Here is a 12,964-nt window from a genome sequence, read left to right on the forward strand (position 1 = left end):
GGGGGACCCTCCGGGCCCCCGCTCCGCCGGACCGCGGCCAGGAGGCGTTCCCGGCCTGGCATGAGCCCCACCCGTCCGTCGTCGGGGGACCCTCCGGGCCCCCGCTCCGCCGGACCGCGGCCAGGAGGCGTTCCCGGCCTGGCATGAGCCCCACCCGTCCGTCGTCGGGGGACCCTCCGGGCCCCCGCTCCGCCGGACCGCGGCCAGGAGCCGTCCCCGACGTGCGCTGAGCACCACCGTCGCGTCCGGCGGGGACCCTTCGGGCACGCCACCGGCCACGACCACACCGCCAGACGCCCCGGGTCGGCGCCGAAGATTCCCTCCCCGCCGCCCCGGGCGCACGACGACGACGACGGCTCCGGCGCTCGCTGCCAGGGCCGTCGTCGCACGTGGGCGTCAGCTGTAGGCGGGCTCGCGGTCGTCGATGCTGGTCGGCAGGCAGGCCCAGACGTGCTTGCACTCCTCGTCGACGTACCAGCCGTGGGCCACCGACAGCCGGGCCACCAGGTACAGCCCCAGCCCGCCCTGCGCGGGGTCACGGTCGACGGCCGGGGTCGGCATCGTGTCGGGGTCGCGGTCGCTCACGTCGAGCAGCCAGCCGCCGCTGCCGGCGATCACCGTGGCCACGACGGGGCAGAGCCCGTGCCGCAGCGCGTTGGACGCCAGCTCGTCGAAGGCCAGGATCAGTCGCTCGGCCGCCTGGTCGTCCTCGTCCCGCGGGAAGCCGACGCCGTCCAGCCGCGCCCGCAGGACGGCGCGCGCCGCGGGGAGCTCGGCGATCGCCTGGAGGTCCCAGCGCCAGAGCTCGCCCCGGCCGTCCGGTAGCGGACGCAACGGCCACGCGAGTCGACCCACTGCCCTGCCCTCTTCCCGTCCGTCGCTGTCTCCGACGCACGCGGGGTTCCCACGCGGTGTCGCGCTCAACCGTGCCGCGGTGGTTTCCGACCCCTCGGAGTGACGCGGCTCTCGTCCGGGACCGCTCAGTCGCGGGGCTGCACGCAGATCGCCACCAGGGCGACGTCGTCCTCGGGAGTGGGGGGCAGCATCCGGGCCAGCAGCTCGTCGGCGAGCCGCTCCAGCGACCGGCCGGCGAGCTCGGCCAGGTACCTGCGCAGCCGGGCGACGCCCTCGTCGACCCCGCTGTCGCGCCGCTCCACCAGCCCGTCGGTGTAGAGCAGCACGACCGCGCCGGGCCGCAGCGGCACGGCGGACTCCCGCCGCACCACCGTCGGGTCCACCCCCAGCAGCAGGTCGCCGAACCCGTCGGCCAGCACGGTCACCGTGCCGTCGGGGTCGGCGACCAGCGGCGGCGGGTGCCCGGCGCTGGCCCAGCGCAGCAGCGCCCCACCGCGCTCGAGCCGGGCGATCGCGGCGGTGGCGAGCGTGCCGGGGTGCATGGCGGCCATCGCGGCGTCCAGGCCGCGCAGCACCTCGGCCGGACCGGCGCCGCTGTAGTGCGCGATGCCCCGCAGCAGGCCGCGCAGCTGGCCCATCTCCGCCGCGGCCGCGGTGTCGTGCCCGGCGACGTCCCCGATCACCACGACCGGGTCGCCGTCGGGGTGCAGGAAGGCGTCGTACCAGTCCCCGCCGACGCGGGCGGCCTCCGCCGCGGGCACGTAGCGCGCCACCACCTGCGCGCCGGCGATGGTGGGCGGGTCGGTGAGCAGGCTGCGCTGCAGGCCCTCGGCGAGCTGGGCCTGCTGGCTTTGCCGGTGGACCCGGTCGACGGCGCGCCCGGCCTGCGCGGCGACCTCCCGGGCGGCGGCCAGGTCGCCGTCGTCCAGCGCGTGCCCGGGGTCGAGGTAGAGGGTGAGGACGCCGACCGGCCGGCCGTCCGCGGTCAGCGGCAGGACGACGGCGGTCCGCGCGCCGAGGGTCTCCAGCAGGCCGCGGGCCGGGCCGGGGGGCATGAGCGCGAGGACGGCGTCCACCGGTTCCTGCGCCGCGGTGCCGGCGCGCAGCGCGCGGGCGACGGGTGAGGCCGGCGGCAGGGTGTCCAGCCGGACCGCGGCGTAGCGCTCGAGCAGCGGCCGCCGGGCCGGGTCGACGTGCCAGGAGCCGACGTCGCGGGCCCGGCCCTCCCGGTCGATGACGGTGACCACGCACCCGTCGGCCAGTGCGGGGACGACCAGCCGGGCGAGGCTGCCCAGCGCCGACTCGCCGTCCAGGGCGCCGGAGAGCTCACCGGTCACCGCGGCGAGCAGCGCGGTCCGGGCGCCGGCCCGTTCGGCGGTCCGCCGGGCCCGCTCGGCCTCCTCCTGGGCGAGCCGCCGCGCGGTGACGTCGACGAAGGCGAAGGCCGCGCCGTCCGCCACCGGCCAGGCGTGCAGCGCGGACCAGCCCCCGCCCCCGGCCGGGTCCGGGACCTCGACGGAGACCGGCTCGCCGCCGGTCACGGCCCCGTGGCAGGCGGCGGCCACGGCGGCGGCGGTGCCGGCGGCGAACACCTCGGTCACCGGCCGGCCGAGGACGTCGGCGGCGGGTCGGCCCATGAGCCGCTCGGCCTCGGCGTTGACCAGGGCGACCCGCCCGGCGGCATCCAGGCAGCCCAGCGCGGCCGGCATCGTGGCCAGCACCCCGTCGGCGAGGTCGGCGGTCCGGGGCGGCGGCTGGGGGCCCGGTCCTCGGGTCACCACGCGGACCACCCCCCTCGGCGGGCTGACCGCGGCCCCACCCTCGAGCGCACCCCTGCGCCGTCCCGCAGGCGTGGAGCGTGCCGGGATCGTGACAGTGCGCGGTCTGCCTGCCAAGTCGCACCGGCGTGGCGCGTCCCCCGGCCCGCGTCAGCCCGCCGCGCCGGCCTCCCGGACGGCGGCGGCGACCGCCTCGACCCCCTGCGCCGCCCACAGGATCGAGTAGTGGTTGGTGTCGGGGACCTCGCGGGCGGTGATCCCGCTCGGCTCCAGCCCCAGCTGCGCCAGCCGCACCTCGTCGTAGAGGCCCGGCGTCTGGTCGAGCAGACCTCGGGTGGCCCACAGCAGGGTGGCGGGTACCGGCAGGTCGGTGGTGGCCTCGAGCACCCGCTCGTTGAGCAGCACGTCGCCGCCGTCCACCCGGACCGCCTCCGGCACGCAGGCGCTGCGCAGCGCCGGCGGCTCGCCGACGAGGTCGCGGGCGAGGTACGCGGCCACCGAGGGGACGTCGACCCACGGGCCCACCGCGGGGTGCCGCGCCCAGAAGTCCCGGACCGCCGCGAGGTCGGGGAAGGTCGTCGACAACCGGTCCAGCGACGGGCCGAGGAGGGCGGCGAGCATCGCGTCGACGTCGGCTCCCGGCGGCTGGGGGAGCGCCAGTCCGCCGTCCACGAGCACGAGGCCGTGCACGCGGTCGCGCGCCGCCCCGGCGGTGGCGAGCACGGCGACGAAGGCGCCCATCGAGTGCCCGACGAGTACCGCGGCCTCGGCCCCGGCGTCGTCGTCGGCCCCGAGGCGGTCGAGCACGGCGGCCACGTCGGCCGCGTGCGCCTCGATGCCGTACGGGCCGGGCAGGCCGGCGGAGGCGGCCCGGCCGCGCAGGTCGGGGGCGACCACCTCGAACTCGCCGGCCAGCGCGCCGGCCACCTGGGCCCAGGCCATCGCGTTGGCGGTGATGCCGTGCAGCAGGACGGCGATGGGGGCGCCGGGCGCGTCGGCGGGCCAGTGCAGCGCGGCCAGTTCGCCGCCCTCCACCGGCACGGTGATCAGCTCGGGGTTCCGGGTGGGGTCGCTCACGGCCCCACCCTGCCCGGACGGCGCACAGGTCGCAGCCCGTGCCCCGCCCTCGAGGGCGCCGCGTCGTCAGCACGCCGGCGGCGGGTCGTCCTCCCCGCGGTAGACCAGGAGAGCGACGTCGTCGTCGTGCCGGGCGCCCACCAGGCGCTCGGTCACCAGGTCGGCGAGCGTCTCCACGGGCCGGGTCCGCTCGGCGGAGAGCAGCGCGGTCAGCTGGGCCATCCCCGTGTCGAGGCTCTCGTGCCGCCGCTCGATGAGCCCGTCGGTGTAGAGGAGCAGCACCGAACCGTCCGGCAGTGCGGCCTCCGCCTCGCGGCGGGCGGCGACCGCGCCGACGGCCAGGGGCAGCGACTGTGCCTCGTCGAGCAGCCGGGGGGTCCCGCCGGCGTCCACGGTGATCGCGGGCAGGTGCCCGGCGCTGCTGTAGCGGAGGGTCCGGGTGGCCGGGTCGACGACGGCGCAGAAGACGGTGCTGCACTTGGCGCCCGGCACCAGTTCGGCGAAGCCGTCGAGCGCCGCGAGCGCGCGTGCCGGCGCGCCGTGCTCCAGCAGCAGGGCCCGGACCGCGCTGCGGAGCTGCCCCATGACCGCGGCGGCGGCCAGCCCGCTGCCCACGACGTCGCCGACCACCACCCCGTACCGGCCCCCCGGAAGAGGGACGACGTCGTACCAGTCGCCCCCGACCTCCAGGCCGCTGGTGGCCGGCTCGTAGCGGACGGCGAACCCCGGCGGCAGCGTGACCGGCCCGAGGATCGCGCGCTGCAGCGTGGCTCCGACCGCCGTCTGCTGGCGCAGGAGCTCCGCCTTCTCCAGGGTCGCCGAGCCGACCTGCGCCAGCTGCACGAGCAGCGCCTCGTCCTCCGCGGTGAACTCGCCCGCGTACCGGTCGGACAGCTGCACCAGACCCAGGTTGGACCCGTCGGCGGCGACCAGGGGCGCGGCCAGCCAGCCCCGCATCGGCGGGTGCTGGCCGCCGTGGGCGCCGAAGTCGCGCCAGGCGGGGTGCCGCTCCAGCTCCTCCTGGGTCAGCCGCACGGGGACGTTGTCCCGGCAGACCAGCGAGTGGATGCCGGAGCCGGCCGGGAGCGCGCCGTAGTCCTCCCACGCGCGGTACTCCGGCGAGACCGAGACCGCGGTGATCGCCTGGGACCAGTCCTCGTCGACGGTCACGCTGGACACCGACCGGTGGGCGCCGATCAGCTCGCGGGCGGTGCGGGTCAGCACCTCGAGGGCCTCCCGCGTGGTCACCGCTGCGCTGATCTCCACGCTCGCGCGGGCCAGCTGCTGCAGGCGGGCGGCGGCCGCGTCGGACTCCCGGCGCGCGGCCTGCTCGGCGGCCGCGGTCCGGCGCGCCCGCTCCGCGTCGCGCTGCTCGGTGACGTCCGTGTAGGTGCCCAGGAAGCCGGTGACCCCGCCGGCGGCGTCGTGCAGCGCCCGGGCCGAGGCGCTCACGAGGCGGACCGTTCCGTCCGGCCGCACGACCCGGTACTCGTCGAGCCACTCCTGCCCGGACGCGACCGCGGCCGCCCAGCCGGCGGCCGCCCCAGCCCGGTCGTCGGGGTGCACGTGGTCGGCCCAGCCGGAACCGGCGATCTCGACGGCCGGCCGGCCGACCAGCTCGGCCAGCCCGTCGTTGACGTAGACGTTCTGGCCGTGGGGGTCGGCCAGGAAGATCCCGACCGGGGCCTGCCCGACCAACGTCTCGTAGCGCTGACGCTCGGCGTGCAGCTCGGCCTCGTAACGGCGGCGTTCCCGGACGTCGCGCCCGATCGCCGCGTAGAAGGCGATGTCGCCGTGTTCGTCCCGGTGGGCGGTGAGGACCTGTTCCAGCGGCACCGGTTCCCGGTCGGCGCCGAGCACCTCCAGCTCTCCCGCCCACGCGCCCACTTCGCGGGCGGCCGGGACGGCGCGGCTGCGCAGGAGGTCCCGCGAGGCGGCGGTGAGGACGTCGACGACCGCGGTCGTGGGGAGGTCCTGGTCCGGCGCGAGGCCGACGATCCGGCGTCCCGCCGGGTTGAGGTAGGTGACCCGGCCGTCGGCGTCGGCCATGGCGACGAGGTCGGTGGTCTGCTCCGCGATCGCGCGGAAGCGGGCCACCTGCAGGGCCGAGGAGGTTCGCAGCTCGTCGAGGTCGACCCGGAGCGCGACCTCGCTGGACGCGGCGGCGGCGAGGGTCCGCACGATCCGCTGGTCCCGCTCGGTCCAGCTGCGGACGCGCGTGTCCACCACGCAGAAGGTGCCGAGGACCTCTCCGCCGGGGGCGTGCACGGGGTAGCCCAGCCAGGCGGCCACGCCCATGCTCTCGATGGAGGGGTTGCCGGCGGTCCGCGGATCGGCGCGGGTCTCGCCGACGACGAGGGGCTCCCCGGAGGCGACGACGTACTGGCAGAAGGACTCCTCGACGGTATTCTCCCGCGGGCCGTCGGCGGGGATCCCGAGGCAGCTCTTCCAGAACGACCGCCGGTCGTCGACCACGGTGACGAAGGCGAAGGGCGTGTCGAGCAGCTCGGCCGCCAGCGCGGTCAGCCGGTCGAAGGGCTCCTCGCGTGGGGTGTCCAGCAGACCGCTGGCCCGGACCGCGGCGAGCCGGGCAGGCGTCCTCACCCCCGTCGCGCGGTGGGGGCCCGCCGCGTCCCGGGCGGGTCCGACGTCCTTCATGGCGCTCTCCCCGACGGGTCCGTCCTGCTGGCCGGCCATGGCCGGGAGCAAGGCTAACCTTGGCCCCCTTGCCGGGTCCCACCGCGAGCTTGCGAGCGGTGGGGGGGCAGGGGGGTCCTCTTTCAGTCGGGGTGACTGAGCAGGTAGCGGCCGAAGTGCGGGACGGTGAAGGCGATCTGGCCGCGCTCGGCGGAGTAGACCAGCCCCTTCTTGATCAGCGAGTCCCGGGCGGGGGAGAGGGACGCCGGCTTGCGGCCGAGCGACACCGCGACCTCCGACGTCGCCACCGCGTGGCCGTTCGGTCCGCCGAGCTCGGCCATCGCGTGCATGTACTCGCGCTCGGCCGGGGTGGCCCGGTCGTAGCGCGAGCCGAAGAAGCCGACGGCGAGCTCGGCCTCGGCAACGGGTGCGGCCATGGCGACGTCCGCGGCGGTGATGGGGGAGGCGGCGGCGACGTCCCAGGTGACCTTGCCGTAGGCCTGCACGAAGTACGGGTAGCCGTCGGCGGCCGCGTACAGGGCGTCGAGCGCCTCGGGCTCGAAGGTGACGTCCTCCCGCTCGGCGGGCGCGAGCAGGGCCCGGTCGGCGGCGGGCCGGTCCAGCCGGTCGATGCGCAGGTAGCGGAACAGCCGCTCGGAGTAGCTCTTCGACGCCGAGAGCACGGCCGGCAGGTGCGGCAGCCCCGCGCCGACGACGATCAGCGGCGCGCCCTGCTGCGACAGCTCGTGGCAGGCCGCGCAGATCGCCGAGACGTCGTCGGCCCGGACGTCCTGCATCTCGTCGATGAACAGCGCCACGCCCTTGCCGACGTCGGCGGCCAGCCCCGCGGCATCGCTGAGCAGCTCGACCAGGTCGATCTCCATGTCGCCGGAATCGGCCCGACCGCCGGCGGCGGGGACATCGATGCCGGGCTGCCAGCGGTCGCGAACCTTTGCGTCCGCCGCCTGCCGCAGCGCGAAGGCCTTGAGCACCCCGAGAACGGCGTCCATCGACTCCTGGTCCGGGTGGCGGAGCTCGCGCAGCGCCATGTGCAGCGCCGAGGAGACCGGTCGGCGCAGTGACTGGTCCGGCCGCGCCTCGATCTTCCCCGTACCCCAGCCGCGGCCGATCGCCGCCGAGCGCAGCTGGTTGAGCAGCACCGTCTTGCCGACCCCGCGCAGCCCGGTGAGCACCAGCGAGCGCTCCGGGCGGCCGTGCGCGATCCGCTCCAGGACGACGTCGAACGCAGACAGCTCGCCGTCGCGTCCGGCCAGCTCGGGCGGGCGCTGCCCGGCGCCGGGGGCGTACGGGTTCCGCACGGGGTCCATGTCGACCACGGTATGGCTCCGTCTAGCCCGCACCGTAGAGGTGCGTAGAAGGGGCTAGCGCGTGTCACGCCCGCGACCTTCCACCGGGGAGGCCCCGAGCCGCGCTCGGTCGAGTTCTCTCTGCCCGGATCTAGCGCAGAAGGTAGAGAGACCTAGGCAGCCCGACACGGGCGGGATGGTGATCATCCGCGGCTAGCGTGGGCCGGGTGCTGAGGTTCCTGGTGAAGGTCGTCCTCATGGCCGCCGTCTTCTACGGCGTCGCCTTGCTGCTCGACGGCGTCGAGGTCGTGCCCAACCCCGACGGGCCCCTCGGCGAGCCGGGCACCTGGCTGTGGATCGCGCTCATCTTCGCGGTGGTCAACGCGGTCGTCGGTCCGGTCCTGCGGCTGCTGTCACTGCCGTTCGTGGTGCTCACCCTCGGCCTGTTCCTGCTCGTGGTGAACGCCGCGCTGCTCGGCCTCACCGCCGCGATCACCGACCGGCTGCAGATCGACGGCTTCGGCACCGCGATCGTCGGCGGGCTGCTGCTGGCCATCGGCGGCTGGGTCGCCGACCAGCTCACCGAGCGGGGCTGAGCGCCGCCGCGCCGTTGTGACGGCAGGCTGGCCCCTGCAGGTTGAAGGACCCTCCTGCTCCCCACCGCTGGCAAGCTCGCGGCGGGACCCTGCAGGAGGGCCACTGCGGCCCGGTTCCGGGCCGGCCCCGAGCGTGCGAGGGGTGGGGAGGACGGGGTCCTTCCACGGTGAGCGGGACGGGGTCCTTCCACTAGCGTCGGCTGCCATGACCGGCACCACCGGCGCGGTCCCGGCGATCCCGGTACCGGCCCCTGCGGACGACGGCAGCCCCGCCGCCGCGACCGAGCTCGCCGCCCTCGAGGCGGCCCGCGACGAGAAGCGCCGCCTGCTGGAGCGGGCCGCCCAGGCCGCTCTGGACCGCGGCGCCGGGCTGCCTCCCGGCTGCACCGCCGCCGACGTCCCGGCCCTGCTGCGCCGCTACTACTGGAGCGAGCCGGCCGTCGAGGTCCTCGACCAGGACCCGGCCGACCTCGCCGCGCTCGCCCTCCGGCACCTTCAGCTGGCCGAGGTGCGCCCCGAGGGGTCGGCCACGGTCGAGGTCCAGGAGCTGCCGGCCCGCGGCGGCGCCGGTCCCCGGTCGCTGGTGCTCGTCGTCACCGACGACATGCCCTTCCTCGTCGACTCGGTCACCGCCGAGGTGGTGCGGCAGGGGTTCCGGATCGAGCACGTCGTCCACCCGGTGCTGGTGGTCCGCCGCGACGTGGCCGGCCGGATCCGCGCCTTCTGCGACAGCGCCGAACCCGGCGCCTGTGGGTCCGACGCGTTCGCCGAGTCCTGGATGGCCGTCGTCCTCGACGGGCCGCTGGACGACGAGGCGACCGGTGACCTGGTGTCCGGGCTGCGCACCGTGCTGGCCGACGTCCGGGCGGTCGACGAGGACGCCGGGCGGCTGCGGGCCCGGGCGTTGGAGCTCGCCGAGCGGCTGGACGGGCTGCCGCCGGCCGGGCACCCGGCCGACCCCGCCGACGACCCCGCCGAGGCCGCCGCGCTGCTGCGCTGGCTCACCGACGCCAACTTCGTCCTCCTCGGCGCGCGCGACGTCGACCTGGCGCGCACCGGCGGCCGGACGACGGCCCGTCCGGTCGCCGGCAGCGGGCTGGGCGTGCTCCGCGGCGACGCCGACATCGCCACCGCCCCCGAGTCGACGCCCGGCACCACGCTCGTCGCGGTGACCAAGGCCGACGCCCGCTCGACCGTGCACCGACGCACCTGGCTGGACCTGGTGACGGTCACCCTGCCCGGCGAGGACGGCGGCAGTACCGGTGGCAGCGCCCGCCAGCACCGCCTGGTCGGGCTGTTCCCCTCGGCGGCCGCGGCGCACACCGTCCGCGAGGTGCCGCTGGTCCGCCGGCGGGCGGCCGAGGTGGTCGAGCGCTCCGGCGTCCCGGCCGACAGCCACACCGGCAAGGAGCTGCTCGACGTCCTGCAGACCTACCCCCGGGACGAGCTGTTCCAGGTCGGCACCGACCAGCTGCTGCCCGTCGCGCTGGCCGTCCTGTACCTGCAGGAGCGCCGCCAGACCCGGCTGTTCCTGCGCCGGGACCCGGGGGACCGGTTCTGGTCGGCGATCGTCTACCTGCCCCGCGACCGGTACACGACCGAGGTGCGGCTGGCGGTCCAGCAGCTGCTGCTCGAGCGGCTGGGCGGCTCCAGCATCGAGTACACGGCGCGGGTCACCGAGTCGGTGCTGGCCCGGCTGCACTTCGTCGTCCGCCCGCCGGTGGCGCGCGGCGGCCCGGCCACGCTGCCCGACGTCGACGTCCCCGCGCTGCAGGACGCGCTGGCATCCGTGGTCCGCAGCTGGACCGACGAGCTGGCCGACGCGCTCAAGGCGCGGTACGGCGCGGACGGCGAGCGCCGGTTCGCCCGGGTCGCCGACGCCTTCCCCGCCGTCTACCAGGAGGACTTCCCCGCCGCGACCGCCGTCGAGGACCTCGAGCGGCTCGACGGGCTGGCCGAGGGCGAGCTGGGCCTGGTGATGCGGCGCGCGACCGGGTTGCCGGCGTCCGAGCCGCGGCTGGCCGTGTACCGGGTGGGAGAGCGGCTGCTGCTCTCCGACGTCCTGCCGGTGCTGCAGCACCTCGGGGTGGACGTCGTCGACGAGCGGCCCTACGAGATCGACCGGATCGGCGCGCCGCTGGCCTGGATCTACGATTTCGGGCTGACCGCGCCGGCCGGCGAGCTGCCCTTCGCCGGCTCGCTGCCCGAGCGGTTCACCGAGGCGCTGTCGGCGGTGTGGCGCGGCGACGCCGAGGACGACGGCCTGGGCGCGCTGGTGCTGCTGGCCGGGCTGGACTGGCGGCAGGTCACCGTCGTCCGGGCCTACGTGCAGTGGCTGCGCCAGGCCGGGCTGCCCTTCGGGCAGCGGTACGTGGAGACGACGTTGGCCGCGCACCCGGACGTCGTCGCCCGGCTGGTGGCGCTGTTCGAGACCCGCTTCTCCCCGGGCCGGGACGGCGGGCGGGCGGAGCGGACCGACGAGCTGGTCGCCTCGCTGCGGGAGGCGATCGGCCGGGTGGAGTCGCTCGACGCCGACCGGGTGCTCACCGCGCTGCTGGCCGCGGTCACGGCCACCCAGCGCACCACCTACTACGCGGGCGGACCGCTGGCGATCAAGCTGCACCCGGCGCAGGTGCCCGACGTGCCCGAGCCGCGGCCGGCCCGCGAGGTCTGGGTGAGCTCGCCGCGGGTGATGGGCGTGCACCTGCGCTTCGGCGCGGTCGCCCGGGGCGGGCTGCGCTGGTCCGACCGGCACGAGGACCTGCGCACCGAGGTGCTCGGCCTGGTCAAGGCGCAGATGGTGAAGAACACCGTCATCGTGCCGACCGGCGCCAAGGGCGGCTTCGTCGTCCGGAAGCCGCCGCCGGAGGCCGCCGGCCGGGACGCGTGGCTCGCCGAGGGACAGGCCTGCTACCGGCTGTTCGTCGGCGCGCTGCTGTCGCTCACCGACGACCTGCGCGACGGCCGGGTGGTCCCGCCGGAGCGGGTGGTGCGCCACGACGGCGACGACGCCTACCTCGTCGTCGCCGCCGACAAGGGAACGGCGACCTTCTCCGACCTGGCCAACGCGGTCGCGCTCGAGCGCGGCTACTGGCTGGGCGACGCCTTCGCCTCGGGCGGCTCGGTCGGCTACGACCACAAGGCCATGGGCATCACCGCCCGCGGCGCCTGGGAGTCGGTGACCCGGCACTTCCGCGAGCTCGACCTCGACGTCCAATCGCAGGACTTCACCGTCGTGGGCGTCGGCGACATGTCCGGCGACGTGTTCGGCAACGGGATGCTGCTGTCGGAGCACATCCGGCTGGTGGCCGCCTTCGACCACCGGCACGTCTTCGTCGATCCCACGCCGGACACCATCACCTCGTTCGCCGAGCGGCGCCGGCTGTTCGACCTGCCCCGCTCCTCGTGGGCGGACTACGACACCGCGCTGATCAGCCCGGGCGGCGGCGTGTGGCCGCGGACGGCGAAGTCGATCCCGGTCAGCGAGCCGATGCGCACCGCCCTCGGCCTGGCCGACGACGTCGACGCGCTCTCCCCGGTGGAGCTGATCCGCGCGGTGCTGCTGGCGCCGGTGGACCTGCTGTTCAACGGTGGCATCGGCACCTACGTCAAGGCGTCCACCGAGAGCGCCCTCGACGTGGGGGACAAGGCCAACGACGCGGTGCGGGTCGACGGCCGCGACCTGCGGGTGCGGGTGGTGGGGGAGGGCGGCAACCTCGGCCTGACCCAGCGCGGGCGGGTCGAGTACGCGCTGGCCGGCGGGCGGGTGAACACCGACGCCATCGACAACTCCGCCGGCGTCGACACCTCCGACCACGAGGTCAACATCAAGATCGCGCTGGACCGGGTGGTCGAGGCCGGCGAGCTGGACGCCGACGGCCGCGCGGCGCTGTTGGTCGAGATGACCGACGAGGTCGCCGCCGCGGTCCTCACCGACAACCACGCGCAGAACGCCGTCCTGGCGGTCGAGACGACGTCCCGGCGCAGCCTGCTCGACGCGCACGCCCGCTTCCTGAGGGCCCTGGAGCGCTCCGGGCGGCTGGCCCGCAGCGTCGAGTTCCTGCCCGACGACCGTCAGCTGGTCGAGCGCCGGCGGGACGGGCAGGCGCTCACCGGCCCGGAGCTCTCGGTGCTGCTGGCCTACGCCAAGCTCGGGACCGGGGACGCCGTCCTGGCCTCCGAGCTGCCCGACGACCCGGCGCTGGAGGAGCTGCTGGCCGGCTACTTCCCGGCCGAACTGCGGCGGCGCTTCCCCGCCGCGGTCAGCGGGCACCCGCTGCGACGGGAGATCGTCGCGACCGCGCTGACCAACCGGGCGGTCAACGTCGCCGGCGTGACCGGGCTGTTCCGGCTGGTCGAGGAGACCGGGGTGCCGCTGGCCGGGGTGGTGCGGGCGCACGCGGTCGCCCGGGCGGTGTTCGACGTGGACCGGCTGTGGGACGCCGTCCGCCCGCTGGACAACCGCGTCCCCGCGGCCACCCAGGTGGAGCTGCGCACCGAGGCGACCCGGCTGGCCGAGCGGGCGGCGCGGTGGTTGCTGCGGTTGCCGGAGCTGGCGGCGGACGAGGCCACGCCGATCGGGAAGGTGACCGAGCGGTTCGCCGCCCCGGTGGCCGCGGTGCGGGCCGGGCTGCCGTCGTGGCTGCTCGGCGCCGAGGCGGCCGGGAACGCCGAGCGCGCGGCGCGGCTGCAGCGGCCGTCGTCCGGCTAGATC

7 protein-coding genes are annotated in these 12,964 nt (G+C 76.3%); 2 read left to right on the plus strand and 5 right to left on the minus strand.

Annotation, left to right across the window (positions count from 1 at the left end; all coding sequences use genetic code 11):
• Positions 1-396: 396 nt before the first annotated feature.
• From E4P41_RS19165 to E4P41_RS19185, 5 genes are all read right to left on the minus strand, one after another.
• Positions 397-855, minus strand: coding sequence for an ATP-binding protein (locus tag E4P41_RS19165; protein ID WP_135142837.1), 459 nt, complete (start codon positions 853-855; stop codon positions 397-399).
• 125 nt (positions 856-980) lie between these two features.
• On the minus strand, positions 981-2,633 hold the full coding sequence (locus E4P41_RS19170; RefSeq protein WP_245177484.1) for a SpoIIE family protein phosphatase: 1,653 nt from the start codon (positions 2,631-2,633) through the stop codon (positions 981-983).
• Between the two features lie 150 nt (positions 2,634-2,783).
• Complete coding sequence (locus E4P41_RS19175; RefSeq protein WP_135142838.1) at positions 2,784-3,710, minus strand: alpha/beta hydrolase; 927 nt, start codon at positions 3,708-3,710, stop codon at positions 2,784-2,786.
• Between the two features lie 66 nt (positions 3,711-3,776).
• Complete coding sequence (locus E4P41_RS19180) at positions 3,777-6,368, minus strand: SpoIIE family protein phosphatase (RefSeq protein WP_167761183.1); 2,592 nt, start codon at positions 6,366-6,368, stop codon at positions 3,777-3,779.
• A gap of 122 nt (positions 6,369-6,490) precedes the next feature.
• On the minus strand, positions 6,491-7,675 hold the full coding sequence (locus E4P41_RS19185; RefSeq protein ID WP_135142840.1) for an ATP-binding protein: 1,185 nt from the start codon (positions 7,673-7,675) through the stop codon (positions 6,491-6,493).
• Positions 7,676-7,881: 206 nt separating this feature from the next.
• On the opposite strand from E4P41_RS19185, the gene E4P41_RS19190 reads away from it, so the two are divergent.
• Positions 7,882-8,250, plus strand: a complete 369-nt coding sequence (locus E4P41_RS19190) for a phage holin family protein (RefSeq protein WP_245177485.1) — start codon at positions 7,882-7,884, stop codon at positions 8,248-8,250.
• A gap of 205 nt (positions 8,251-8,455) precedes the next feature.
• Complete coding sequence (locus E4P41_RS19195) at positions 8,456-12,961, plus strand: NAD-glutamate dehydrogenase (protein ID WP_245177486.1); 4,506 nt, start codon at positions 8,456-8,458, stop codon at positions 12,959-12,961.
• Positions 12,962-12,964 lie beyond the last annotated feature (3 nt).

It is taken from the genome of Geodermatophilus sp. DF01-2 (genome assembly GCF_004571065.1).
In the GTDB taxonomy this organism is placed as follows: Bacteria; Actinomycetota; Actinomycetes; order Mycobacteriales; family Geodermatophilaceae; genus Geodermatophilus.